Origin of the sequence: Vreelandella sulfidaeris, from assembly GCF_042429665.1 — a bacterium.
Taxonomy (GTDB): Bacteria; Pseudomonadota; Gammaproteobacteria; order Pseudomonadales; family Halomonadaceae; genus Vreelandella.
The window spans coordinates 32,223-57,272 of sequence record NZ_JBHMAC010000014.1; the positions used below are offsets into that span (position 1 = coordinate 32,223).

The following is a 25,050-nucleotide window of genomic DNA, read 5'->3' on the forward strand; positions in this document are numbered from 1 at the left end:
CGAAAAGTCAGTGGGCAATCCTAAAAAACTAGCGGCATACGCGATGTAAGCGGCTCACTGTAATGTGCATCGCGGCCAATGACCTCATCGTGCGGCACATGTTGGACAAGATAAGCGCGATTAATTCCGGCGCGCTTGAGCTCCATATAGGTATCATCAAGCGAGCGAAACAGCATCGGCTTGGTTTTCTGCATCAACATATGGCGCTCGCCTTCAACATCTTCCAGTTCAACCTGATAGAAACGGCTGCCCGAATGAGTGATAACGCGAATTTCAAAGTTATCGTGGCTGGCGACAAACTGCTTTAAATCCTTTAGCTCCATGGTTCTCTCCTGTTATTGATATGGCATGAAGGCACAGCATGACTGCGCCTCATGACATTTATGTTGCCCTGGCATTGCATTGTAATGACGATAGTGAACGTTTTAACGAGTCACCACAATACTGACAGTTGCCCATCACTTAACGATTGATGACTTAATCACTCGTTGCTTTGCAGCTAACTGCTTAAGGACTAGGAGAGCGGCGTTACAAGAGAGTTCCTGAACAAAGTGCCAAAAACTCATTTATGATTGATATTCCGAGGGATCGATAGCTTTGCCAAGTGAATTGCGGTCAACCCAGTTACCGCCTTTGGTCTCCTTATAGCGAAACACTACCTTATCGCCGACCTTGACGGGAAGCTCACCATCTTCGGTTTGGTAACTATACTCTTTACCTTCCACTACCAAGTGATAGCGATAGAGATCCGGCATACCCAGCCACTCCTTAAAAGGGCCTTCGCGCTCAAGGGACTCTAGTTCACCCCGACCTTCCAGCTTAGGAAGACGCTGTCGATTACCGCGCCGAAATCCACCTGCCATGTGTTTCTCCCGTGTTTGCCTATAAAAGAGGGGGCATTATACGAACTCACACCCCATCCTCAAGCTACTCTTTACTAACTTAGCCTTGCTAACCTAATCGCCAAAGCCGCCACCGTAACTATCGGGGGCAAGGTCCTCAAAGCGGGTATATTTGCCGATAAAGGCCATATGCACCGTGCCGATAGGCCCGTTACGCTGCTTACCAATAATTAACTCAGCAATGCCCTGATTGTCTGGATTATCAGGGTTATAGACCTCATCCCGATAAACGAAGGCAATCACGTCAGCATCCTGCTCAATCGCTCCCGATTCACGTAAATCCGACATGACCGGACGCTTGTTAGGCCGCTGCTCAAGCGAGCGGTTCAACTGAGAAAGTGCGACAACGGGGCAATTAAACTCTTTTGCCAAGCCTTTCAAGGAGCGTGAAATTTCAGAAATTTCACCGGTACGGTTTTCGCTAAAGCCGGGGATCTGCATCAACTGAAGGTAGTCAATCATGATCAGCGCTATATTACCGTGCTCTCGAACCACTCGACGAAGCCGGGAACGCATTTCGTTAGGCGATAACGCGGCGGTATCATCGATAAACAGCTGTTTATCCTTGAGCAAATTGACGGCCGAGGTTAAGCGTGGCCAATCCTCATCTTCCAATTGCCCAGTCCGTACGCGGGTTTGATCGATCCGCCCCAGGGAGGAGAGCATACGTAGCATCAGCGATTCTGCGGGCATCTCCATTGAAAAAACCATGACCGGCTTGTCACTGGCGATTACCGCGTGTTCGACCAAATTCATCGCAAAGGTGGTTTTACCCATGGAAGGCCGCCCAGCAATGACCACCATGTCTGAGGGCTGTAGGCCCGTGGTCATTTCATCCAGATCACGAAAACCTGTCGACAGCCCCGTCATCTCACCTTTGAGATTGAACAACTCATCGATGCGATCCACAGCCTTGGTCAACAGATCACTCATGCCGATAGGGCCACCTGTTTTCGGCCGCTCCTCGGCAATCTGGAATACCAGCCGCTCGGCTTCATTAAGCAATTCGTCAGCCGGACGACCCTGAGGGGTAAAAGCGCTATCGGCAATTTGGTTAGCGGCGCGGATCAGCTTTCGTAACGTTGCCCGTTCACGCACGATATCGGCGTAAGCACGGATATTACTGGCTGAAGGCGTGTTACGGGCAAGTTCTGCCAGAAACGCTAAACCACCCACGGTATCCAGCTGGTCACGCGCTTCGAGTGCTTCGGAAAGTGTTACCACATCCAATGGCTGACCGGACTCAGCCAGATGAATCATGACATTAAAGACCAGGCGATGCTCATAGCGATAAAAGTCATCAGCGACCAAACGCTCGGAGACATTATCCCACGCTTGGTTATCCAGCATTAGCCCGCCTAATACCGACTGCTCTGCCTCCAACGAGTGCGGCGGCAGTTTCAACGCCGCCGTTTCTTGATCAGCAGAAGGCTGGTCCTGCATAGCGAACTCCTAGTAAGTAAGACAGCGTCGTCAGTAAAGGGGAGTATCTTAGCCGCAGCCGCGGCATACGACTACCGACAATATGGGGGCATCAAGATAGTGTTTAAAAAAGCGGAGCGATCATTACTCTGCACTTTTAGACATTACCTGTTTTCAGTCCATTCTATGCTTTAAGACAACTATTGACGTTAAGGCCGTTAACCCGCCAGGCCTAAGGTGCATCTTGCCCAACAAATTCAGGACTGCAGAAATAACAAAAGGCGCGGGAAAACCCGCGCCTTTTGAGGCGTTCGTGTTAGCGCAAAATATTACTCTGCGACAACCACTACGCGAACAACGGCATCCACTTCAGCGTGCAAGTGAAGCGCGATGTCATATTCACCCGTTTGGCGAATCGGGCCTTGCGGCATACGGACTTCGCTCTTGGCAACGTCGATTCCAGCAGAGGAAATCGCGTCGGCCAGATCACGCGGACCGATAGAACCAAACAGCTTGCCTTCATCACCCGCTTTGGAAACCAACGACAGTTCGATGTCGTTTAGCTGCTCAGCACGGGCTTCAGCCTCTGCTTTACGCTCAGCGGCTTGCGCTTCGAGTTCAGCACGCTGCGTTTCGAACGCTTCGATATTATCTTTAGTGGCCGGTACGGCTAGGCCGTAAGGCACTAAGTAGTTACGACCATAACCAGGCTTGACAGTGACTTTGTCACCCAGGCCGCCCAGCTTACCAATGTTGTCGAGCAGAATGACTTCCATCTCGTAAACCTCTTGTCAGTTGCTGCGGGCAAGGCGTGCGCGAACGTTCGCAAATGTATCGATCAGCCCCAACAGCAGCACAATGAGAATCGTGGGCCAGGTCGTGATTAGCAGCACATAAAATGCGGCCAGCCACAGCCCGTTCATCCCCTTTAATCCAATAAACCCGTGGACTAACGCAACGCCAGCTACCAATAGCGGAACCCAGCCGAGCATGGCTAGCGCATGAGCGCCTAGCAACATGCCTATCACCCCAATAGCAAACAAAATAGCCAGCTCTTTTGGGGTCAAACGCAATGCGTGAAACTCTTCGCGGAAGCCTCCTGGGTTATACAACCCAGCTTGCCAGCTACGCGCAAGGGCCAAACACACAATGGCGGCCAACAGCACAACCAGTCCGGTAACTCCGCCCACCACAAGTGCGGCAATGGTTTGAGTATCGTAACCCTGATTGGCAAATTCCGTGAGCATGCGATTCACTTCATCTGAACTTTCACGCAGCTGCTCAAGCATCAATTCCGTACCACCTGGCGGACTGAAGATACCTAGTTGAACCATCACTGCGGTGACCAGAGTCCCCACAATCAAGGTTTCACCCCAGCGCATCCTCTCGCGCAGAATAACGGCCATCAGCGAGACCAGCAGCACGCTAGCAAGCGGAATCACGTCACCCTGGGCCCACCACCAGCCAGACGGTATTGCTGCGGCGATAATGACCGGTAGCGCAGGCACGAAGCCGTTACGCAGCGTCACTAACGCGGCAATGGCTGCTCCTAACCAGAACAGCCAAGGCACTATTGCGGCTAGGGCCGCCCCGCCTGCGGCGTAAGGCGTGCCCCGCATTAGCCATCGGGCTAGTGCCAGCATCACGTTAAACGCTTACTGGTGGCTATCGGAATAGGGCAGCAGTGCCAGATAACGCGAGCGCTTGATAGCAGTCGCCAACTGACGCTGATAGCGTGCTTTGGTGCCGGTAATACGGCTTGGAACGATCTTGCCGGTTTCGGTGATGTAGGCCTTCAGCGTGTCCAGATCTTTATAGTCGATCTGCTTGATGCCTTCAGCGGTGAAGCGGCAAAACTTACGGCGACGGAAAAAACGTGCCATGGACTAGCTCCTTAAAACGTGCAGTGAATAAAATCAGGCAGTTTCTTCTTCAGCGCGCGGTTTTTCTTCGCGACGCGGACGTTTTTCTTCTGCCGGTTTCATCATTGGGGAAGCCTCAGTAACGGCTTCTTTGCAGCGAACAACCAAGCTGCGAATGATGGCGTCGTTGAAACGGAAGATGTTCTCGATTTCTTCGAGAGTCTCGCCGGTACATTCGACGTTCATCAGCACGTAGTGGGCTTTGTGGATCTTGTTGATCGGGTAAGCCAAATGACGACGGCCCCAATCTTCCAGGCGATGCACGGTACCGCTATTTTCAGTAACGATGGTGGTGTAGCGCTCGACCATCGCTGGCACTTGCTCGCTTTGATCCGGGTGGACCATAAACACGATTTCGTAATGACGCATGGGATCTCCTTGCGGTTTGACAGCTTCCTTGTGTGTGGCGGCTAAACGCAACCATCGACGACAGGGAAGCAAGGAGTTAACTGAAGTGCCCCGTCACGGAGCATCAAACAGAACTGTATTCAATAACTGTATTTGAACAACAGTATTTCAACAACAGCTAACGCCCGCTTGCAGACAAACGGGCGCGTGTATCTTAGTGGTACAGAGGTTAACTTGCAAGGTGACGTTGACGGACCGCTTCAAATAGGCAGATACCGGTCGCGACCGATACATTAAGACTAGCCACCTCGCCAGCCATCGGCAACTTGGCGAGATTATCGCAGGCTTCGCGGGTCAAGCGTCGCAACCCCTTGCCTTCTGCCCCCATCACCAACGCCGTTGGGCCGGTCATATCGATCTCAAATACACTGGCGTCAGCTTCGCCAGCGGTACCTGTGATCCATACACCGGCATCTTTCAGCTTGGCCAAGGTGCGGGCCAAATTGGTCACCTGATAAACAGGCACCACCTCCGCTGCACCGCAGGCCACTTTGCGTACCGTGGCATTGAGAGGCGCTGCTTTATCTTTAGCAACAATCACCCCATGAGCGCCAGCGGCGTCCGCGCTACGTAAACAAGCACCAAAATTATGCACGTCAGTAACGCCGTCAAGAATGAGCAGAAGCGGCGGCGTCGAGGACGGCCAAGCGCGCAGCTTTAACCATAGTGACTCCTCGCCTTCTGGCGTTAAAGGCGGACAAAAAGCCACCACACCTTGATGGGCGGCTCCTTGCGTCAATTGGTCAAGCAAGTCACGGGGTTGCTCGCTGACTCGGGCACCCCGAGCCTGCGCTTGGCCGACGAGTTCTTTTAAACGACTCCCCGCCCCTTGCTGCACCCAAAGCTCTTTGGGGGCTTCGCCTCTATCCAGCAGGCTTTGCAGGGCGTGGACGCCGTATACTTGATCCAATCCATTAGGAGTCTTAATCCCCCGTCGAGACGACGCCGGTTTCATGCTCAGCCCTTATTAGGTGATGGTTTGCGGGGGCCATTACGCGTACGTCGCGGGCCGCGACGCGTAGCGGGCTTCTCGCTGTTGGATGACTTGGGTTTAGCACCACCGGCGTTAGCACCAGAATTCTGCTCTCCCCCACGACTCTTGCGTGGCTGACGGCGTGGGCGCGGCTTTTCATCACCCAGGCCAAAATCGATTTTACGATCATCCATATCAACCCGCGCCACCTGAACGGTTAGGCCATCGCCCAAACGATAGGTAGCGCCCGTCCGCTCGCCTTTCAAACGATGCTTCTCTGCTTCGTAGTGGTAGTAGTCAGACGGCAGCGAGGTGACATGCACCAGCCCTTCCACATAGAAATCATCTAGACGCACAAACAGACCAAACTGGGTAACCGAGGCAATCGTGCCGTCGAAGGACTCCCCTAGCTTGTCGGACATAAATTCACATTTCAGCCAGCTTTCGACGTCGCGCGTGGCTTCATCGGCACGCCGCTCGGTCATTGAGCAGTGCTCGCCCAACTCAAGCATCTGCTCGAAGGTATATGGGCACCACTTGCTTGGTGGCTCGACCGGCGCACCCTCAACACGCAACACGGTATTGGTTTGGCGCGGACCGCGGATGACCGAGCGAATCGCACGGTGCACCAACAGGTCAGGATAGCGACGAATCGGCGAGGTAAAGTGGGCGTAAGCCTGATAGGCGAGACCAAAGTGACCTTCGTTCTGCGGCGAATAGACTGCCTGATTCATCGACCGCAACATCACCGTTTGGATGATATCCGCATCCGGGCGATCCACGATCGCTTCGCGCAGCGCCTGATAATCCTGTGGGGTCGGCATATCACCGCCACCCACCGAGAGGCCCAATTCATTCAAAAACAGGCGCAGTTTATCCAGCCGCTCAGGCGTAGGCCGCTCATGAATGCGGTATAGCGCGGGCAGATCATGCTTATCCAGAAAGCGAGCCGTCGCCACATTGGCGGCCAGCATGCATTCTTCAATCAATTTATGCGCATTATTACGGCTACGCGGAACGATTTTTTCGATTTTACGTTCATCGTTAAAGATGATCGCCGTCTCGGTGGTATCAAAATCGATCGCGCCGCGCTCTGCCCGTGCTTCGCGCAGCAAGTGATAGAGCTCTTCCAGCTGCTTCAGCGGCTTCACCAGCTCGCGGTGCTCTTCACGCAGTGCCGGTCCCTCTTCGCTCTCCTCATCGAGAATCGCGGCCACCTTGTTATAGGTAAGGCGAGCATGGGAGTTCATTACCGCTTCATAGAAACGATAACGGCTGATCGCACCGGTTTTGGAGATATTCATCTCGCAAACCAGTACCAAGCGATCCACATGCGGGTTTAGTGAACAGAGACCGTTCGACAGCAGCTCAGGTAACATCGGGATAACCTGGCCGGGGAAGTAAACCGAATTACCCCGAGTACGGCCTTCGTCATCCAACGGCGTGCCTGGGCGCACGTAGTGAGAAACATCGGCGATAGCGACCAACAGCTTCCAACTGCCTGACTTGGTTTTCCAAGCACACACCGCATCGTCAAAGTCCTTCGCGGACTCATCATCGATAGTCACCAGCGGTACGTCTCGCAAATCAACGCGGTGCTGCTTATCTTCTTCCAGCACTTCGGCAGAAATACCCGAAATCTGATCAAGCACTTCTGGCGGGAATTCGGCAGGGATATCATAACTGCGAATGGCAATATCGATTTCCATGCCAGGGTCCATGCGCTCACCCAACACTTCAATCACTTCACCCACCGGCTGCACACGAGTGGCGGGCTGCTGAACTATCTTGGCCGAAATAACTTGGCCATCTTTAGCACCAGCGCAGGCGCTGTGCGGAATGATCACTTCTTGAGTGATACGTGGATTTTCCGGGATGAGGATGCCGAATTCAGGCGTATTGCTGCGATAAACGCCAACAATCGTTTGCGTGTTGCGGGCAATAACCTCAACGATGGTGGCCTCATCACGACCGCGCCGGTCGCTTCCGCTGATGCGTGCCAGCACATGATCACCATGAAAAACTCGCCGCATTTGCCGCGGCGGCAGTACCAAATCCGGTTTTTTGCCATCATCGCGGAGTAGAAACCCGAAGCCATCGCGATGTCCAAGCACACTGCCCTTTACCAAGTCTAGCTTATCGATCAGCGCATAGGCGCCGCGACGGTCACGCAGCACTTGGCCATCACGTTCCATTGCTGCCAAGCGGCGCCGAACGGCTTCAATAAGATCTTCGTCTTCAAGCCCCAGCATACGGCTCATGTTTTCATGAGTGATGGGTTTGCCATAGGCCTCTAAAGCCGCCAGCAAATACTCACGGCTCGGCGCTGGATTACCATATTTATGCGCCTCGCGCTCGGCGTGCGGATCATCACTTAATGTCCAATACTTCATGCGATCAACATCCTTGATGGCGTCGTTTGCGAGAGGCATAAAAAAAGCGCAAACGCAGTGCGTTGCGGAGAATATATTTCAGCGCTTGAGGGACTGAAATGGATAGCGTTTTGTTTAGTCATGGCCGCAGTATAGCGCTGCATGTTCAATCACCCAACCGTCTTAGACGTTGTTTATACAATTTGCACTATAAAAAGCGAGTAAGAGGTCTTGCATTTAACCATCACCCCGGTATTATACGCGCCACTTGCCCAGATGGCGGAATTGGTAGACGCGCTAGCTTCAGGTGCTAGTGTCCGTATGGACGTGGAGGTTCAAGTCCTCTTCTGGGCACCAATCTGTTTTATACTTACGATCAGTATTGCATGGTCGAAGGTATGTAAGCAGCAAGGTGTAAAAGTACGTTACTGTTAAGCATGACAGTGTAAATAACCCTGTTGTCAGATATGTTTAACGTTAAGTAACAGCATTAAGTTTGTGTTCGCCCAGGTGGCGGAATTGGTAGACGCGCTAGCTTCAGGTGCTAGTGTCTGTATGGACGTGGAGGTTCAAGTCCTCTCCTGGGCACCATACGAGCACAAACGATAAATGATTGAAATGATGCGCCCAGGTGGCGGAATTGGTAGACGCGCTAGCTTCAGGTGCTAGTGTCCGTATGGACGTGGAGGTTCAAGTCCTCTCCTGGGCACCATGAATTACATGGGCCAGTCCGCATCATCGTAACCCCCTTCCCGTTTAGCTCTCCTTATTAAACTGTCTTTCCAAGCATCCTTGCTAACTTTCTGAGCGTGCGTTGTCTTTCTAAGCTTCCTTGCTAAGTCCGTTGCCTTGCTAAGTCCCTGCTGTTGAACATCAACATCATTCTATTGATAGCGGCCTGGCTTTTTAGCGACTTCGTCAAGCGCCCACCCTTGTAAACGCAGCTCCCCTTCTAAAACAGACGCAATATCGACGGCTAAGTCAGGAAAGAAATTAAGCCCGGTACGCGCCTCAATCTCATTGATGGTGACTAGGTAATCATCGAGCGGTTCATTGCCATTGACGTCTTGCGGCATGATAAACGCAAGCGCTAACGGCGCGTCATTATGAGGAGCGACAATAATCTTATAAAATGCTTCCGGCACCTCAACAAAGCCTACCCGATTAAACACGTTATCCATAAAGCGTTCTGGATAAATAGGGCCAGTGATAATCTGTAAACGTTCAAATCGTGGCGCAAAGTGATCCATTACCGCCGCTTCTAAACGCTGCCAGAGCTGTCGGTTAAGCTCGGGCCGCTGTGGCGACATGTTGCTCATTAAGAACGTATCCACCTGCGCGCTACGCCCATGCACGGCAGCGATAGCATAGTTAGGCGCCAAATGACCACGATCATAGCCACTGCCTGAATAGCTGTCGGCGCTGACCGGCCATAACGTGCGCCAATCAGCCTGAAAATTGGGCCTTGAACCTATCTGTGAATCGCCTACCGCTTCAACCTGATAACTCACCCATAGCGGGTTCACCCGTATATCGGACCAGCCCACTAAATAGCCATCATTACGTAACACACGATGCATGGTAGTAGGGCTAAACGTTTCCCAAGTGGGTACCCCCATCCACGTATACGCGTCTTGATGCTGACGTTCCTGAAACTCCCAAAGTCCGCCGCCGGCCACCACGAACAGCACGGCAATACCCAAGCGTCGCCCTTGACGACGCAAGCTCGAAAGCGATGTTCCCACCCCACTTACCCCTTGTTCAGCACTTACGAGCGCTTTTCATTTTTTAACACTTACTGTTTTTAATACTTACTGTTTTTAATACTAATGTTTTTAATACTCAATGCTGCAACGCTTACGTATAATGTTGAGCTACCAGCCTAGTGAAAACATCGTTTCCAGGTCGTGGCGGGAATGCACCTGCATGGCATTGAGCGTTTCGGTGTCGCTGATTCCCTCAACGGCATTCAAGCGTTCAGTTACCAGCTCGGCTAGCGTTTCAAAGTCGCGAGTGCGGGCGATAGCGACCAGATCGTAACGGCCACAAGTAGAGTAAACTTCACTGATCCCCTCGACATCAGCCAGCCGTTCAGCCACCGCCTTGACCTGACCTTTATCGGTATTGATTAAAATCACTGCGTTTTGCATGGCGCGCCTCATAGGGTGAAAGTAAAAAACAAAAAATAACAACAACCAAGTAGTGCGAAAGTGGGGCAAAGTATAACAGCGACCAGCATGACAACGCAGCATCTCGCACCAACGTGACTAATTGTCGCCATCCTGAATTAGCTGATCGCACAACCTTTGTACATCCGCTAGCATGTAGTAGGTATGTAGTGTAATAAAATGCAGTTAGCTACTCCGACCTATAGGTTCTATCGGGGCTTAAAGAGGTGGATAACCACCCGACCACCGTGTTCCAACGTCAGACCGTGACGAATAAGGAGAGAAACCATGGCTAATAAAAGCCGTCGTGATTTCATGCGTAATAGCGTGCTAGGACTAGCCGCCTTTCCGCTGGGTGTAGGCATTCTATCGAAGACCGCTTTTGCTCAGGAACTTCCTCGTGTTGATACTTCTTCCAGCACTGCGCAGGCGCTTAATTACGTAGAAGACGCCAGTGAGGCAAGCGATCACCCAGCGTATGAAGAGGGCGAACTCTGCAGTAATTGCATGTTCTTTAATGCTCAAACAGAAGGTTGCCAGCTGTTTCCTGGAAACAGTGTAGCGCCGGGGGGATGGTGCCAGTCCTGGACGGCAAAAGCCTAATCATTTAGTCATTACTAGCACGTCACTACCCCGCCTCCTATCGGCGGGGTAGCTGTTTTCAAGAGGATGCCTTTTCATCCGCCACCGGCCATTCATAGCGCCGCATCACCCTCCCCTCTTCCAGCGACGCTAACCGAACGGGGAATCCCCATAGCTGCTGCAGGTGACGAATCACGGGATAGACACTACGACCCAGTGGGCGGCGGCTATCCTGCACATGATGAAGCGTCAACGAGCGATCACCACGAATAGCGGCTTCAACAACCTGAATGTTCGGTTCACGCACCGACAGTGCATATTGCGTAGCAAGTGCTTCGCGTACCTGACGATAGCCCTGTTCGTTGTGAATCGCCGCCACTTCAAGTGTTTCCACCTGATCATCATCCACCACTAGAAACAGTTTGTGGTCGCGCATTACCTTCGGCGATAAGAACTGCAGGATAAATGACTCGTCTTTAAAGTTACGCATCGCAAATTCCAGCGTTTCACGCCACGGTGTGCCTGCAATATCAGGAAACCACGCCCGGTCTTCATCGGTAGGCGCTTCGCAGAGGCGCTTAATATCCATAAAGATCGCGAAGCCCAGAGCATAAGGATTAATCCCACTGAAGTGTGGGCTGTCAAAAGCGGGCTGGTTAATTACTGCTGCGTGCGACTGCAAAAACTCCAGCATCAACCCTTCATCCACCTTGCCGTCATCGTAGAGACGGTTCATTAACGTGTAATGCCAAAAGCAGGCCCAGCCTTCATTCATGACCTGGGTTTGGCGCTGAGGATAAAAATACTGCGCCAGCTTACGCACAATCCGCACGATCTCACGCTGCCAAGGCGCCAGTAACGGGGCATTTTTTTCAATGAAGTAAAGCAGGTTTTCCTGGGGTTCCGGGGGGTATTTGCCACCACTGTGCAACCCCAGCGGGTCATCGTCTCTCACTTGGCTATCCGCCAACGCCCGATCGCCAGCAGGCGCCTCAGGAATGGTGCTCCATAGCATGTTTACCTGCGTTTGCAGGTAGGCTTCTCGTTCATCCTGGCGCTTGGCTTCCTCCTCGGCAGAGATCGGCGAAGGACGCTTATAACGATCCACGCCATAATTTTGCAACGCATGACACGCGTCTAATAACTGCTCAACGGCTTGAACGCCATGGCGCTCTTCACATTGGGCAATATACTGCCGGGCAAAGACTAGATAATCGATAATGGAAGAGGCATCCGTCCAGGTGCGGAACAGATAGTTGCCTTTAAAAAAGGAGTTGTGACCATAGCAGGCGTGCGCCATGACCAGCACCTGCATCATTAACGTGTTCTCCTCCATCAAATAGGCAATACAAGGATCTGAATTAATCACTAGCTCGTAGGCCAGGCCCATCTGGCCACGCTTATAAGCCTGCTCGACCGCCAGGAACTGCTTACCAAACGACCAATGGTGATAGCCAACCGGCATCCCCACGCTGGCGTAGGCATCCATCATCTGTTCGGTGGTGATCACTTCTATCTGGTTTGGATACGTGTCCAGCCGGTACTCATCGGCGAGTCTGGCAAGTTCAGCGTCAAAGCGCTCGAGCAGACTGAAATTCCAATCGGAGCCGGTTGCCATCGGCTTGCGTTTGCGGGTTGCACTCATAGCCCACTCCTGTTGACGCAGTCATTACGACTGGCTTAAGCGACGCTTGAACAGTTCACGAAAGACCGGATAAATATCGCCCGCCTCTACAATTTGCCGCATCGCAAAGCGCTCGGGAAACTCTGCCACCACACTTTCATACTCATGCCACAGCGACTGATGATCGTGAGGCGTAATCTCCACATAAGCATAGTATTGCAACTGGGGCATTAGCTGCTTCACCAGCAGGTCGCGGCAGATGTTCGAGTCATCGTCCCAGTTATCGCCATCGGAGGCTTGGGCAACGTACAAATTCCACTGCCCAGCGGGATAGCGCTTTTCGATAATCTTCTGCACCAAATTCAACGCACTGGACACGATGGTGCCACCGGTTTCACGGGAGTAAAAAAACTCCTCCTCGCTCACTTCCCGCGCGGCAGTATGGTGGCGCACAAAGACCAGCTCGACTTTCTCGTAGTGCTTCTCCAAGAAGAGATACAGCAGTAGGAAAAAGCGCTTTGCGATGTCTTTGTGGTTTTGGGTCATCGAGCCTGACACATCCATGACACAAAACATCACTGCCTGGCTTGAAGGCTGCGGTTGGGCACTCAACTGGTGATAGCGCAGGTCGTAGGTATCAATAAAGGGCACGCCCGCAATGCGTTTTTCCAGACGATCAATATCGGCTTTAAGCTCACTGATACGCGTAGGGTTACGCAGTACGGAGTCTTTACGCTCTTCAGCGTCGAGGGCCTCCTGTGCCTCTTTGAGCGCCCGCTTGATAGGCGCGCGCATGGCAATACGACGGGCGTAGGCTTCACGCATGGAGCGCGTGATACTAATGCGCGAAGGCACCCCATCGCGCGAAAGCCCCGCCCGCACCATCTTAACCTCTTCCATTGACTTCAATGGCTTGCGCTGCAGGTGGGGAAGCTCCAAGCCATCAAATACGAACTCAAGAAACTCTTCCCGACTAAGCGTGAAGGCAAATTCATCGTTCCCTTCACCCTGGTTAGAAGCGCCCCCTTCGCCCGCACCATCGCTGCCTCCCTGGCCGCCCGGGCGACGGATCTTGTCCCCTGCAACGAACTCCTTGTTGCCCGGCGAAACGATATGACGCGCCCCGCCAGGACCATGCTGAAAGACCGGTTCCGAAATATCCTTTGCCGGTATGGAGATTTTCTCTCCACGCTCCATGTCGGTAATCGAACGGCGATTAACAGACTCTTCTACAGAGCGCTTAATATGCTTACGGTAGCGCTCCAAAAAGCGCTGACGATTTACTGCACTTTTATGTTTCGCATTCGGCCTGCGATCAATAAAGTAGGTCATACGACCTCCTGGCGTTCTAGTCTTAAACGCACGCTGACATGGTATCGGCTACTGAGACTTTCTTACCCGCAAATACCATTCAGACAATAACCGCACCTGTTTCTCGGTGTAGCCGCGCTCAACCATCCGTGCCACAAAGTCTTCGTGTTTTTTCTGGTCAGAGCGGGACGCCTTGGCGTTGAACGAGATGACCGGCAACAGCTCCTCAGTATTGGCGAACATCTTGTGCTCGATAACGCCCTTGAGCTTCTCGTAGGATTGCCAGCTTGGATTCATGCCGTTGTTCTGCGCCCGCGCGCGCAGGACAAAGTTGACCACTTCGTGGCGGAAATCCTTGGGATTGGAGATACCCGCCGGTTTTTCGATCTTTTCAAGCTCCTCATTGAGCGACTGGCGATTGAGCAACTCACCGGTTTCATGATCACGGTACTCTTGATCCTGAATCCAGAAATCCGCGTACGTCACATAACGGTCAAAGATGTTCTGACCATATTCACTGTAGGACTCCAGGTAAGCGGTTTGAATTTCCTTACCGATAAAGTCGACGTAGCGAGGCGCCATATACTCTTTGATAAAGCCCAGGTAGCGCTCAAACACTTCCGACGGTAGCTGTTCGCGCTCCAGCGCCTGCTCTAACACATAGAGTAGGTGTACCGGGTTGGCGGCCACCTCGGTACTGTCAAAGTTGAACACTTTGGAAAGAATCTTGAACGCGAAACGGGTGGAGAGCCCCTGCATTCCCTCGTCGACACCCGCCGCGTCGCGATACTCCTGAATCGACTTGGCTCGTGGGTCGGTGTCTTTCAGGTTCTCACCATCGTACACGCGCATCTTGGAGTAAATATTAGAATTTTCCGGCGCTTTTAACCGTGACAGCACCGAGAACTGCGCGAGCATGCGCAACGTATCGGGTGCACAAGGAGCCGCGTTGAGGGACGAGTCCTCTAGCAGTTTCTGATAGATATTGATCTCTTCGGTGACCCGCAGGCAGTAAGGAACCTTGACGATATAGACCCGATCAAGGAATGCCTCATTATTGCGGTTATTACGAAACGCCTGCCATTCAGACTCGTTGGAGTGAGCCAGAATCACCCCATCAAAGGGAATCGCCCCCATGCCTTCGGTAGGGTTGTAGTTGCCCTCCTGTGTTGCCGTGAGCAGTGGATGCAGCACCTTGATCGGCGCCTTGAACATTTCCACAAACTCCATTAGCCCCTGGTTGGCACGGCACAAGCCACCTGAGAAGCTGTAAGCATCCGGATCATCCTGGGAGTAAAGCTCCAGTTGACGGATATCAACTTTACCTACCAGTGACGAAATATCCTGGTTATTTTCATCCCCCGGTTCGGTCTTGGAAATGGCGATTTGATTCAAGCGTGATGGATATAAACGCACCACGCGGAACTGAGAGATATCGCCGCCGTACTCTTTTAACCGTTTGGCCGCCCAGGGGGACATCACGCTGCGCAAGTAACGCTGAGGGACGCCGTACTCTTTCTCCAGCAGCTCGCCGTCCTCTTCAGGCGAGAATAGCCCTAGTGGCGACTCGTAAACGGGTGATCCCTTAATGGCATAAAAGGGAATGCGTTCCATCAACAGCTTAAGACGCTCTGCCAGCGACGACTTACCGCCGCCCACAGGGCCAAGTAAATAAAGGATCTGTTTGCGCTCTTCCAAGCCCTGGGCAGCGTGACGAAAATACGCCACGATTTGCTCAATGGCGTCTTCCATACCGTGGAACTCGGCAAAGGCAGGATAGCGGCGAATCACTTTATTGGAAAAAATACGTGAAAGGCGTGGGTCTTTCGCCGTATCGATAACCTCAGGCTCGCCTATAGCCTCAAGCATGCGTTCGGCGGCGCTGGCGTAAACCTTAGGGTCACGGCGGCAAAGCGCCAAGTATTCCTCAAGGCTCATGTCTTCTTGCTGAACGCGGGCGAATCGGTCTTGAACGTGATCAAATATGCTCATGGAGTTCTCCTATGGCCCATCCCCAGGCAGTCACCGCCAAGCCACATGTTTCGCAACGGTCTGCCAAACGAGGTATCGCTTTCTTTAGCGTAGTCAGCATTAGCAAAAAGTGATGACTAAACACTTCAACGCAGCGGCGATATGGGTAAGAGATTTTTTCAGGAGATTAGTTGCGCGAACGGAAAAGGACCACGCCACGTTTCGTTGAAAGAAGAGCGCTTGAAATGCGTTGCATTGGTGAGCGATGCAGTAAGGGATACGCCACTGTTATCACCATGTAAAGCGCGATACCGAGCATAAGCAAAGAACAGAAAGAAAAGCCACGCCAGGATCTAAGCCATAGCGTGGCTCATGCATCAACCTACAATAACCATATGCTGAAGGGACTCTAACGCAGGTGTTTAGCGAGCAATCACCGAGCGAATATCAGCTAATAATTCGTCGAGTAATTCAACGGTGGTGTTCCAGGCACACACAAACCGCGCCCCACCGGCACCAATAAAGGTATAAAAATTCCAGCCTTTGGCTTTCAACGCTTCGATCGCCTCGGGAGGCAATTCAACGAAAACGCTGTTGGCCTGGGTAGGAAACATCAGCGAGACGCCGGGCAGCGCCTGAAGTCCTTCCGATAGATAGCGTGCCATGGCATTAGCGTGCTCTGCATTGGTTAGCCACGCGCCACTTTCCAGCAAGCCAAGCCAAGGCGCTGATACAAAACGCATCTTGGACGCCAATTGACCTGCCTGCTTGCAGCGGTAAGAAAAATCTTCAGCTAGCTCACGGTTAAAAAACAGGATCGCTTCGCCAAACGCCAGGCCGTTTTTGGTGCCCGAGAAACACAGCGCATCAACGCCTACCTGCCAGGTCAATTCTGCCGGCGACGCGTTTAAACTAGCGCAAGCGTTGGCAAAGCGGGCGCCATCCATGTGCAGTCGCAGGTCATGCTTGTCAGCAATCGCGCGGATAGCCAGTAGCTCTTCGCGCGAGTACAAGGTGCCCACTTCGGTCGCTTGCGTCAGCGATACCACTTTCGGCTTGGGATAATGTATATCGCTGCGCTTGGTAACCAGCGATTCAATACCCTCAGGTGTCAACTTGCCATTCGCGCCTGGCGAGGTAAGCAGTTTTGCACCATTGGAGAAGAACTCAGGCCCCCCACACTCATCTGTTTCAATATGCGCCAGCTCATGACAAATAACGCTGTGATAGCTGCGTCCCATCGCCGAAAGCGCCAGAGAATTAGCGGCGGTGCCATTGAATACGAAAAAGACATCGCAGTCATAGTCGAACATCTCGCGAAAGCGGTCTGCTGCGCGGGCCGTCCAGAGATCATTACCGTAGGCCAAGTCATCGCAGCGGTTGGCTTCAAGCAAATATTCCATCGCCTCGGGGCAAATACCCGAGGTGTTATCACTGGCTAAAAAACGCGGACTACACACCGATGTCATGACAATTATCCTTATATCTGGCCAACTTACGGTGCTGGCTGGGTGCCACCAGCACCTTCAAAACCTGGTTACGGTTAACAACCAGGCTGGTCTTTCAGTCTATCGCCATTTAAGGGTGAACGTCATCCGCGCTTTTTAGAACTTGCTTATCAAGCGCGCCATGGGGTTATAGCCGTGCGGCTAATCGGGTGCCCTGATCAATGGCTCGTTTGGCGTCCAGCTCGCTGGCTTCATCAGCACCGCCAATGATATGTACCGCTACTCCAGCCTGCTCCAGCGGCGCCAGCAGATCACGCACCGACTCCTGCCCAGCACACACCACCACGCTGTCTACCGCCAATAGCTGGTCGACACCTTCACGACGAATGTGTAGCCCCTCATCGTCGATCTTGAGGTACTCGCACCCCGTCAACGTGTTCACACCACGCTGCTTGAGTGATGCCCGGTGAACCCAGCCAGTGGTTTTACCTAAGTATTTACCCGGCTTGGACGTTTTACGCTGCAGCATCACGATCTCACGGGGGATCTCAGGTGGCACAGGCGTTTTTAAACCGCCCCGCTCACCCACGGCGAGATCGACCCCCCATTCATCGCACCAATCCGCAATATCCAAGGCAGGGTGCCCCTGGTGCGATAGAAGTTCAGAGACATCAAACCCAATGCCTCCCGCGCCAATCACTGCCACTTTACGCCCTACGCGCTCAGGCTGCTCAATCGCCTCGGCATAGCTCAACACAGAGTGATGGTGGTGGCCCGGCAGGCTTAGTTCGCGAGGCTGAACGCCCGTGGCCATGACGACCTCATCGAAGTTAACAAGGTTTTCTGCGCTTGCCGCGGTGTTCAAACGCACGTCTACTGCATATTTCTCCAGCATAACCCGGTAATAGCGCAGGGTTTCGTTAAACTCTTCTTTGCCAGGAATCTTACGCGCATAGTTAAATTGTCCACCCAGCTCGTCGCGCTGCTCAAAAAGCACCACCTGATGTCCACGGCTCGCCGCGGTCACCGCAGTAGCTAACCCAGCCGGGCCGCCGCCCACCACCGCGATGTTCTTGGGTGCTCTGGCGGGTTCAATAGTGAGTTCTGTCTCATGACAGGCACGTGGATTGACCAAGCAAGAGGTTAGCTTGCCAGCAAAGGTGTGATCCAGGCAGGCCTGGTTACACGCAATACAGGTATTGATCTCATCCGCCATGCCCTGCTCGGCCTTGCGAACCCAGGCAGGGTCGGCCAAAAATGGGCGCGCCATGGAGACCATATCAGCGTGACCAGCCGCCAGCACCCGCTCGGCCACTTCAGGCATGTTAATACGGTTAGTGGTGATCAAGGGGATCGATAGCGCCGATTTTATACGTCGGGTCACTTCGGTAAAGGCCGCGCGGGGGACGCTGGTGACGATGGTCGGTACACGCGCCTCGTGCCAGCCGATACCGGTATTAATCACGTTGGCACCAGCGGCTTCAATCGCTTGACCCAGCGTCACCACCTCTTCCCAGGTGCTGCCTTCTTCCACCAGATCAATCATCGAGAGCCTAAAGATAATCACGAAGCGCTCACCAACGGCCTCACGTATACGCCGAACGATTTCGACGGCGAAGCGCATGCGATTCTCAAACGCACCGCCCCATTCATCATCGCGCTGATTGGTACGCTGACAGATAAACTGGTTAATCAAATAACCTTCGGAACCCATGACCTCTACGCCATCATAACCAGCCCGCTGCGCCAGGCGAGCACAGCGCACATAGTCGACGATTTGTTGCTCGACCTCATCGCCGCCCAACGCTCGAGGCATAAACGGATTGATCGGTGCTTGAATGGCAGAAGGCGCGACCAAGTCTGGCGAGTAAGCGTAGCGACCCGCATGAAGAATCTGCATGCAGAGATGACCGCCCTCGGCATGCACCGCATCCACCACCTGCCGATGGTCAGATAGTTGCGCATCGCTAGTCAGCGCATTGGCCCCCTGGAATACTGCCCCTTCAGCATTGGGGGCGATTCCCCCTGTCACGATAAGACTCACCCCCTCGCGCGCGCGCTCAGCATAAAACGCCGCCAAACGCGCAAAACCGTTAGGGGCTTCTTCTAGATTGGTATGCATTGAGCCCATCAAAACACGGTTAGGTAGCGTTAGATGGCCAATGGTCAACGGTTGGAAAAGATGCGGATAGACAGGCGCATGAGCCATCACAGGTCTCCTTACTATTCATTATTAGTAGCAGTGTAAATATAAATTCAAACAAGCGTATGACATCCTGAGCACCACGTATAGCCTCAATCTTATTCCAGCCGCTTGCCCGGCGCGCAAATCCACGTCACATTAACCGACTAACGATAAGGAACCGCTGTTATGCCCTTGATGTATTTTTTACCGCCGCTGGCTACCGTGCTCATTTGGTCGGGCAATATGACCATTAATCAGCTCAGCGTCAGCGCCATTGCCCCCAGCAGTATTGCATTTCTACGCTGGTTGTTAGCCCTCGCCGTGATGACACCGTTTGTATTGCCTGCAGCGTTACGCCACCGCGATGAGATTCGTCGTCAGTGGCCTCGGCTTGCCCTGCTGGGTTTACTCGGCATGGGTCTATGGCAGGGGCTTGCCTATGTGGCCGCCGAGACGACTAGCGCTACTAATATGGGCATACTTGCCGCGATGGTGCCGCTATTAACGGTACTGCTCAGCGCACTCATTCTGCGGGAACCTCCCACATTAGGCGGCGTTGTGGGTGGCATGCTTGCCTTTATCGGGGTCACCGTATTATTGGGCCGTGGCAACCCGCTCTCACTACTACAGCTTCAGGTTGCCTTTGGTGATGCGCTGATGGTGGTGGCCGCTACCTGTTACGCGCTTTATGGCGTGATGCTTAAACGCTGGGCAATGAACTTACCGCCCTGGGTCATGCTTTATGCGCAAGTCTGCTTTGCGGTACTAATTTTGCTACCCCCTTACCTCATGGGGCCCATGACGCCCGTCAACGGTCAAAATATTTGGCTGATTCTATATGCTGGCATTCCGGCCTCCATTATCACCACCTTTTTGTGGATGCGCGCGGTACGTCAAATCGGCGCCAACCAATCCAGCATCTTTATCAACCTAATGCCGCTGTTCAGTGCCTTGATAGCAATGGCCTTTTTGGGTGAACACGTAGCCGGATTCCACGTGGCGGGTGGGCTGCTGATTCTTGCGGGTGTCATCATGGCGCAAACGCTCACACGTCCGTTGACGCGCAGCATAACCCCAGATAAGCCGAGTAACGCCCAACAATGATAGGATGGTCGTTTACTTCTGACGCTGGGAAGCCCTGATATGTCCCTCGAAGACCTGCATCTTAATCTACGCAACCTAATGAGCGATGACTACGATCAGCTCAAGTCGTTGATGGACGCTGTCTATCACGATATTGGGGGTGCGTGGCCGAAACGCACGATCGACAAGTTAATTCAGGAATTCCCTGACGGCCAAATCGCGATCGAAGACGATGGCATGCTGGTCGGGGTAGCGCTCACGGTACGGGTGGATTATGACGAATTTTCTAACCCGCATAAGTACGATGACCTCATCGGCCACCGCGAAATCATCCTCAATGATGAGGAAGGCGACGCCATGTACGGGCTGGACGTGCTGATTCACCCGGATTACCGCGGGTATCGCCTGGGCCGGCGCCTTTACGAGGCACGTAAAGAGCTGTGCCGCTCCATGAATCTGCGCGCTATTCTGGCCGGCGGGAGAATTCCCGAGTATCACCAGCACGCCGATCAACTGACTCCAGCGCAATACATCGATAAAGTATCGCGCAAGGAGATCTACGACCCGATCCTCTCGTTCCAACAAGCAAATGATTTTCAGGTCAAGCGCCTGTTGCGCAAATACTTGCCGGAAGATGAGCAGTCGCGCGGCTACGCCACTCTCTTGGAGTGGAACAATATTTTGTTTGAGCCCGCGGCCAGCGTTCTCGACAACCGCCCCACCCAGGTGCGCGTGGGTGCGGTGCAGTGGCAAATGCGTGAATTCTCCTCGGTAGAGGCGGCGCTGCAACAAATTGAATACTTTGTCGATGCGCTCTCAGACTATCAGAGCGATTTTGCCGTTTTCCCTGAACTGTTTAATGCGCCGTTGATGGGACTTCAAGACCGCGCCGCTCAACAGGATCAAATGGGCGCGATTCGTTTTCTGGCAGGCTTCACCGAACGCTTTAAATCCGAGCTGTCGCGTATGGCGGTCTCCTACAATATCAATATTGTCGGCGGTTCAATGATAGAAGTGGGTGACGATGACCGCCTCTACAATATCGCCTACCTGTTCCACCGCGATGGCAGTGTTGAGCGCCAAGCCAAACTGCACATTACGCCGCAGGAACGTCGCGACTGGGTGATTGAAGGCGGTGATGAACTGCAGGTGTTTGATACTGATGCCGGGCGCGTCGGCATCCTGATCTGTTATGACGTGGAGTTCCCTGAACTGGGTCGTCTACTGGCCGACCAGGATATGGACATACTGTTTGTACCTTTCTGGACCGACACCAAAAACGGCTACCTGCGGGTACGCCATTGCAGCCAGGCACGGGCGATCGAAAACGAGTGTTACGTGGTGCTCTGCGGTAGTGTCGGCAACTTGCCGTCGATTGAAAACCTGGATATCCAGTACGCCCAATCGGCGGTGTTCTCGCCGTCTGACTTTGCCTTTCCCCACGATGCGGTATTAGCGGAAACCACGCCCAACACCGAAATGATCTTCTTCTCGGATCTGGATTTAACCCGCCTGACCGTCGTGCGGGCAGAAGGGTCGGTAACCAACCTGAAAGACCGCCGCAAGGATCTGTTTGATCTACGCTGGCGCGACTGGTCATGGAAATCAGGGGCTAAACAGGAGGAGTAATTAAAAGCGCAATCAACAAAACGCCGCCCAACTGGGCGGCGTTTTGTTATGGAAGTGGCATTTCAAATGTCATAGCGAACCCAGTGAAGCAATCTCGGGTGTGCCCTTATATGTCATTGCGAACGCAGTGAAGCAATCTGGTTTTTGCCAACGCCACCCAGATTGCGTCGTCGCAAGCTCCTCGCAATGACATAGTAATGGGAGCATCGCGAGTGCCCCCTTATGTCATTGCGAACGCAGTGAAGCAATCTCGGGTGTGTGTGCCCTTGCATGTCATTGCGAGCGCAGTGAAGCAATCTTGGGGTTATGGCCTCCACCACCTAGATTGCGTCGTCGCAAGCTCCTAGCAATGACTTAGTGCTGGGAGCATGGCGAGCGAAGCCTCTGATGCAATCATGGCAATGGTAAAACGGGCTTAATCAGGCCAAACGAGGTGGGCCGGCACGCGGCCTTTGTCGTCAAAAAGGATGCCTTCATCGCGTAGTTTGCGATGCTGACGCTCGGCGCCGCCATGATCGGCAAGCTTCAAAGACGCAGCGATCACACGGTGCCAGGGTAACTGGTGACCATCGGGCAAATGACGCATTGCCGAACCGACCATGCGTGGGGTTGCGCCTTCGGTCATTGCGGCAATGCGCCCATACGTCGTGACACGACCCGGCGGAATCTGATCGACAATCGTATAAATCTGTTCGAGCAATTCAGGCCGGGCCATGTCCACTTATCCTTTTAAAACATCAGTGAGTGACTGACGAACTTAAAGCCCTTCAACCAGTTGATCAATCGCCTGGAAGGCTTCTTTCATAGCATCGGCACGCTGCTGCTCACCGATGTTCAAGCCTTCAGCATAGACCACTTGGGTATCTGTAATTCCCATCAGGCCAAGCATGGTTTTCAAGTGCGGCGTTTGGCTATCAAGCTCAGTGCCCGCATACATACCACCGCGGGCGGCCAGAATAATCGCGCGCTTGCCTTCTACCAAGCCTTGCGGCCCGTTTTCGGTATAGCGGAACGTTTCACCGGCACGCAGCACTCGGTCAAACCACGCTTTCAACTGTGAAGGAATGCCAAGGTTGTACATTGGCACGGCAATCACCAACACATCATTAGCGCGCAGCTCAGCGAGCATTTCATCGGAATGAACCGCTAGCGCTTTCTGCTCTTCGCTACGTTCAGCAGCTGCGGTCTGCCATGCGCCCAGCTCGGCAATATCCAGATGGGGCAGTGCGTTTTTAACGACATCGCGCTGAGTAACGGTAACATTGCTGCGCTGATTAGCTTGGTCGACAAAATAATTAGCCAACGCATTGGATTGACCATTATCAGCCAGGATAGAAGACGTAATTACCAGGGCACGTGTTGTCATTAAAAGCTCCAAAGAATTATCTACGATAAGGTTGGAAACCATTGTACGGTGATTTTTATGAAGCAAAAGCGCAACATTTACCGCCTTACGTTCGACTAAATCGAATCCTCTAACCGCCACTAAAAAACCCCGCGACGTATTTCACGAGGCGGGGCTGTACTTAGCAATGTACTTAACCCTGTACTGAGGACAGTACCAAGGGCTTTACTTGGCGTTCACTTAACGAGATAGGTTACTTCTTCGGCCAAGCCTTGGGGTCAACCTTGTGAACCAACGAGGGAAAGCGAGCAGGATCAAACACCGGCTCTTTACCCGCTTTCAACTGCGCTTCGTAGTCGCGAAATAGCGCGAACGCTACCGGTGAAAGCAGCAGAATAGCGACCAGGTTAATAATCGCCATCATGCCCATGGAAAGATCGGCAAAGTTCCAGATGGCTCCCAGGCTTGCCACCGACCCCACCATAATCATCGCTAATACCGCCAGACGATAAACCAGTACCGCCACTGGAGCGCGTCTTCCAGCCAAGTACTCAATATTGGATTCGCCGTAGGAGTAGTTGGCAATCACCGAGGTAAACGCAAACAGCAAAATGGCGACAGCGACAAACATGCCACCCCACTCACCCACATGGCTGGAGAGCGCCATTTGGGTCAGTTGAATGCCGTTGTTCTCTTCCCCCGCCATTAATTCAGGGCCAGCCATAATGATGATCGCCGCCGTCGCCGTACAGATCACCAGCGTATCCAGAAACACGCCCAGCATTTGAATAAAGCCTTGGGCCGCGGGATGGTCGGGTTGAGTAGAGGCGGTAGCCGCCGCATTAGGCGCCGAACCCATACCCGCTTCATTTGAAAAGAGCCCTCGCTGAATGCCGTTCATGATTGCCTGGGACACGGCGTAGCCCACCGCTCCCCCCGCCGCCTGCTCGAAGCCAAAAGCGCTCTTCACAATCGTCATGATCGCGGCGGGTAGTTCGTTGATATTCAAGCCCACCACCACCAAGGCCAATACCAGGTAAAGCAACGCCATCAGCGGTACAACCAGTTCGGCCACTTTCGCAATCGACTTCAAACTACCAAAGATAATCGGCGCCACAATCGCCATCAAGACTAACCCCATGGCCCAGGTCGGAATGGCAAACGCCTGTTCCATGGCCTGGGCGATAGAGTTGGCCTGCACGCTGTTAAACGCTAATCCAAAGGCAATAATCAAGCAGATGGAGAACAGTACTGCCAGCCAGCGTAGTCCCAGGCCACGTTCGATATAACGCGCCGGACCACCGCGGAAAGTATTATCACCATGGTCAGTTTTATAGGCTTGGGCCAACGTCGACTCGACGAAGCTGGTGGCCATCCCCACCAAGGCGGTCATCCACATCCAGAAAATGGCCCCGGGACCGCCGAAATAGATCGCGACGGCAACGCCTGCCAAATTACCGGTACCGACCCTGGCCGCCAAACTGGTCGAGAGTGCTTGAAATGAAGAGATACCGCCGTTTGACTGGCGTGAGCTACGCAGAAGTTTAAACATATGGCCGAAATAGCGTAGCTGAATACCCCGCGTCATTACCGTGAAATAAACACCAGCGCCGATCAGCAGGTAAATTAATACGCTACCCCAAAGCAGGCCATTGCCACGATCCACAAGCGACGTCAGCAGTGGAGGAAAAGAGAAATCCATGAA

22 protein-coding genes and 3 tRNA genes are annotated in these 25,050 nt (G+C 53.1%); 6 read left to right on the forward strand and 19 right to left on the reverse strand.

Annotated elements, in window-relative coordinates; all coding sequences use genetic code 11:
• Window positions 1-20: 20 nt before the first annotated feature.
• The 9 genes from ACFFLD_RS18045 to rnr all read right to left on the reverse strand — a co-directional run bounded on the left by ACFFLD_RS18045 (window position 21) and on the right by rnr (window position 8,020).
• A complete protein-coding gene (locus ACFFLD_RS18045) occupies window positions 21-323 on the reverse strand; it encodes a DUF6482 family protein (RefSeq protein WP_386042906.1) in 303 nt (100 codons plus the stop codon).
• 243 nt (window positions 324-566) lie between these two features.
• Window positions 567-863 (reverse strand): hypothetical protein, encoded by a 297-nt coding sequence (locus ACFFLD_RS18050; protein ID WP_386042907.1) that lies wholly within the window; start codon window positions 861-863, stop codon window positions 567-569.
• Between the two features lie 93 nt (window positions 864-956).
• Window positions 957-2,345: a replicative DNA helicase gene (gene dnaB, locus ACFFLD_RS18055; protein ID WP_386042908.1), complete on the reverse strand. Its 1,389-nt coding sequence runs from the start codon at window positions 2,343-2,345 to the stop codon at window positions 957-959.
• A gap of 308 nt (window positions 2,346-2,653) precedes the next feature.
• A complete protein-coding gene (rplI, locus tag ACFFLD_RS18060; protein ID WP_386042909.1) occupies window positions 2,654-3,100 on the reverse strand; it encodes a 50S ribosomal protein L9 in 447 nt (148 codons plus the stop codon).
• A gap of 15 nt (window positions 3,101-3,115) precedes the next feature.
• Entirely contained in the window at window positions 3,116-3,967 is an 852-nt protein-coding gene (locus ACFFLD_RS18065; RefSeq protein WP_386042994.1) for a hypothetical protein, read from the reverse strand.
• 12 nt (window positions 3,968-3,979) lie between these two features.
• Entirely contained in the window at window positions 3,980-4,207 is a 228-nt protein-coding gene (gene rpsR, locus ACFFLD_RS18070; RefSeq protein ID WP_008958980.1) for a 30S ribosomal protein S18, read from the reverse strand.
• Window positions 4,208-4,240: 33 nt separating this feature from the next.
• Window positions 4,241-4,615: a 30S ribosomal protein S6 gene (rpsF, locus tag ACFFLD_RS18075; protein WP_386042910.1), complete on the reverse strand. Its 375-nt coding sequence runs from the start codon at window positions 4,613-4,615 to the stop codon at window positions 4,241-4,243.
• 208 nt (window positions 4,616-4,823) lie between these two features.
• Window positions 4,824-5,609, reverse strand: coding sequence for a 23S rRNA (guanosine(2251)-2'-O)-methyltransferase RlmB (gene rlmB, locus ACFFLD_RS18080; RefSeq protein WP_386042911.1), 786 nt, complete (start codon window positions 5,607-5,609; stop codon window positions 4,824-4,826).
• A 2-nt stretch (window positions 5,610-5,611) separates the two neighbouring features.
• On the reverse strand, window positions 5,612-8,020 hold the full coding sequence (gene rnr, locus ACFFLD_RS18085) for a ribonuclease R (RefSeq protein ID WP_386042912.1): 2,409 nt from the start codon (window positions 8,018-8,020) through the stop codon (window positions 5,612-5,614).
• Window positions 8,021-8,269: 249 nt separating this feature from the next.
• Between rnr and ACFFLD_RS18090 the strand changes: the two genes are divergently transcribed.
• The 3 genes from ACFFLD_RS18090 (at window position 8,270) to ACFFLD_RS18100 (ending at window position 8,711) form a co-directional block, all read left to right on the forward strand.
• A tRNA-Leu gene (locus tag ACFFLD_RS18090) sits at window positions 8,270-8,356 on the forward strand.
• Between the two features lie 147 nt (window positions 8,357-8,503).
• Window positions 8,504-8,590 (forward strand) — tRNA-Leu (locus ACFFLD_RS18095).
• A gap of 34 nt (window positions 8,591-8,624) precedes the next feature.
• Window positions 8,625-8,711 (forward strand) — tRNA-Leu (locus ACFFLD_RS18100).
• 172 nt (window positions 8,712-8,883) lie between these two features.
• On the opposite strand, the gene ACFFLD_RS18105 is transcribed toward ACFFLD_RS18100, so the two are convergent.
• Entirely contained in the window at window positions 8,884-9,744 is an 861-nt protein-coding gene (locus ACFFLD_RS18105) for a DNA/RNA non-specific endonuclease (RefSeq protein ID WP_386042913.1), read from the reverse strand.
• 129 nt (window positions 9,745-9,873) lie between these two features.
• A complete protein-coding gene (locus ACFFLD_RS18110; protein ID WP_386042914.1) occupies window positions 9,874-10,149 on the reverse strand; it encodes an Lrp/AsnC family transcriptional regulator in 276 nt (91 codons plus the stop codon).
• 306 nt (window positions 10,150-10,455) lie between these two features.
• On the opposite strand from ACFFLD_RS18110, the gene ACFFLD_RS18115 reads away from it, so the two are divergent.
• Window positions 10,456-10,770: a high-potential iron-sulfur protein gene (locus ACFFLD_RS18115; protein ID WP_386042915.1), complete on the forward strand. Its 315-nt coding sequence runs from the start codon at window positions 10,456-10,458 to the stop codon at window positions 10,768-10,770.
• A 58-nt stretch (window positions 10,771-10,828) separates the two neighbouring features.
• Here the strand turns inward: ACFFLD_RS18115 and ACFFLD_RS18120 are convergent, their stop codons facing one another.
• The 5 genes from ACFFLD_RS18120 to ACFFLD_RS18140 all read right to left on the reverse strand — a co-directional run bounded on the left by ACFFLD_RS18120 (window position 10,829) and on the right by ACFFLD_RS18140 (window position 19,312).
• The gene (locus ACFFLD_RS18120) at window positions 10,829-12,394 is read right to left on the reverse strand and encodes a SpoVR family protein (protein ID WP_386042916.1); all 1,566 of its coding nucleotides are present in this window, start codon (window positions 12,392-12,394) and stop codon (window positions 10,829-10,831) included.
• Between the two features lie 24 nt (window positions 12,395-12,418).
• Complete coding sequence (locus ACFFLD_RS18125) at window positions 12,419-13,705, reverse strand: YeaH/YhbH family protein (protein WP_386042917.1); 1,287 nt, start codon at window positions 13,703-13,705, stop codon at window positions 12,419-12,421.
• Window positions 13,706-13,753: 48 nt separating this feature from the next.
• On the reverse strand, window positions 13,754-15,676 hold the full coding sequence (locus ACFFLD_RS18130) for a PrkA family serine protein kinase (RefSeq protein WP_386042918.1): 1,923 nt from the start codon (window positions 15,674-15,676) through the stop codon (window positions 13,754-13,756).
• Between the two features lie 401 nt (window positions 15,677-16,077).
• Complete coding sequence (locus tag ACFFLD_RS18135; RefSeq protein WP_386042919.1) at window positions 16,078-17,124, reverse strand: threonine aldolase family protein; 1,047 nt, start codon at window positions 17,122-17,124, stop codon at window positions 16,078-16,080.
• A 166-nt stretch (window positions 17,125-17,290) separates the two neighbouring features.
• Window positions 17,291-19,312, reverse strand: a complete 2,022-nt coding sequence (locus tag ACFFLD_RS18140; RefSeq protein ID WP_386042920.1) for an FAD-dependent oxidoreductase — start codon at window positions 19,310-19,312, stop codon at window positions 17,291-17,293.
• 162 nt (window positions 19,313-19,474) lie between these two features.
• Between ACFFLD_RS18140 and ACFFLD_RS18145 the strand changes: the two genes are divergently transcribed.
• Both ACFFLD_RS18145 and ACFFLD_RS18150 read left to right on the forward strand, forming a co-directional pair.
• A complete protein-coding gene (locus ACFFLD_RS18145) occupies window positions 19,475-20,392 on the forward strand; it encodes a DMT family transporter (protein ID WP_386042921.1) in 918 nt (305 codons plus the stop codon).
• 39 nt (window positions 20,393-20,431) lie between these two features.
• Entirely contained in the window at window positions 20,432-22,000 is a 1,569-nt protein-coding gene (locus tag ACFFLD_RS18150; protein ID WP_386042922.1) for a GNAT family N-acetyltransferase, read from the forward strand.
• 415 nt (window positions 22,001-22,415) lie between these two features.
• Here ACFFLD_RS18150 and ACFFLD_RS18155 read toward each other — a convergent pair whose 3' ends face one another.
• From ACFFLD_RS18155 to ACFFLD_RS18165, 3 genes are all read right to left on the reverse strand, one after another.
• A complete protein-coding gene (locus ACFFLD_RS18155; RefSeq protein ID WP_386042923.1) occupies window positions 22,416-22,715 on the reverse strand; it encodes an MGMT family protein in 300 nt (99 codons plus the stop codon).
• 42 nt (window positions 22,716-22,757) lie between these two features.
• A complete protein-coding gene (locus tag ACFFLD_RS18160) occupies window positions 22,758-23,366 on the reverse strand; it encodes an FMN-dependent NADH-azoreductase (RefSeq protein WP_386042924.1) in 609 nt (202 codons plus the stop codon).
• Window positions 23,367-23,598: 232 nt separating this feature from the next.
• The gene (locus ACFFLD_RS18165; protein WP_386042925.1) at window positions 23,599-25,047 is read right to left on the reverse strand and encodes an alanine/glycine:cation symporter family protein; all 1,449 of its coding nucleotides are present in this window, start codon (window positions 25,045-25,047) and stop codon (window positions 23,599-23,601) included.
• Between the last annotated feature and the right edge of the window lie 3 nt (window positions 25,048-25,050).

Coding starts and splice junctions, on each gene's coding strand:
- ACFFLD_RS18045 (WP_386042906.1), bottom strand. CDS start 323: ATGGAGCTAAAGGATTTAAAGCAGTTTGTCGCCAGCCACGATAACTTT.
- ACFFLD_RS18050 (WP_386042907.1), bottom strand. CDS start 863: ATGGCAGGTGGATTTCGGCGCGGTAATCGACAGCGTCTTCCTAAGCTG.
- dnaB (WP_386042908.1), bottom strand. CDS start 2,345: ATGCAGGACCAGCCTTCTGCTGATCAAGAAACGGCGGCGTTGAAACTG.
- rplI (WP_386042909.1), bottom strand. CDS start 3,100: ATGGAAGTCATTCTGCTCGACAACATTGGTAAGCTGGGCGGCCTGGGT.
- ACFFLD_RS18065 (WP_386042994.1), bottom strand. CDS start 3,967: ATGCTGGCACTAGCCCGATGGCTAATGCGGGGCACGCCTTACGCCGCA.
- rpsR (WP_008958980.1), bottom strand. CDS start 4,207: ATGGCACGTTTTTTCCGTCGCCGTAAGTTTTGCCGCTTCACCGCTGAA.
- rpsF (WP_386042910.1), bottom strand. CDS start 4,615: ATGCGTCATTACGAAATCGTGTTTATGGTCCACCCGGATCAAAGCGAG.
- rlmB (WP_386042911.1), bottom strand. CDS start 5,609: ATGAAACCGGCGTCGTCTCGACGGGGGATTAAGACTCCTAATGGATTG.
- rnr (WP_386042912.1), bottom strand. CDS start 8,020: ATGAAGTATTGGACATTAAGTGATGATCCGCACGCCGAGCGCGAGGCG.
- ACFFLD_RS18110 (WP_386042914.1), bottom strand. CDS start 10,149: ATGCAAAACGCAGTGATTTTAATCAATACCGATAAAGGTCAGGTCAAG.
- ACFFLD_RS18115 (WP_386042915.1), top strand. CDS start 10,456: ATGGCTAATAAAAGCCGTCGTGATTTCATGCGTAATAGCGTGCTAGGA.
- ACFFLD_RS18120 (WP_386042916.1), bottom strand. CDS start 12,394: ATGAGTGCAACCCGCAAACGCAAGCCGATGGCAACCGGCTCCGATTGG.
- ACFFLD_RS18125 (WP_386042917.1), bottom strand. CDS start 13,705: ATGACCTACTTTATTGATCGCAGGCCGAATGCGAAACATAAAAGTGCA.
- ACFFLD_RS18130 (WP_386042918.1), bottom strand. CDS start 15,676: ATGAGCATATTTGATCACGTTCAAGACCGATTCGCCCGCGTTCAGCAA.
- ACFFLD_RS18135 (WP_386042919.1), bottom strand. CDS start 17,124: ATGACATCGGTGTGTAGTCCGCGTTTTTTAGCCAGTGATAACACCTCG.
- ACFFLD_RS18140 (WP_386042920.1), bottom strand. CDS start 19,312: ATGGCTCATGCGCCTGTCTATCCGCATCTTTTCCAACCGTTGACCATT.
- ACFFLD_RS18145 (WP_386042921.1), top strand. CDS start 19,475: ATGCCCTTGATGTATTTTTTACCGCCGCTGGCTACCGTGCTCATTTGG.
- ACFFLD_RS18150 (WP_386042922.1), top strand. CDS start 20,432: ATGTCCCTCGAAGACCTGCATCTTAATCTACGCAACCTAATGAGCGAT.
- ACFFLD_RS18155 (WP_386042923.1), bottom strand. CDS start 22,715: ATGGCCCGGCCTGAATTGCTCGAACAGATTTATACGATTGTCGATCAG.
- ACFFLD_RS18160 (WP_386042924.1), bottom strand. CDS start 23,366: ATGACAACACGTGCCCTGGTAATTACGTCTTCTATCCTGGCTGATAAT.
- ACFFLD_RS18165 (WP_386042925.1), bottom strand. CDS start 25,047: ATGGATTTCTCTTTTCCTCCACTGCTGACGTCGCTTGTGGATCGTGGC.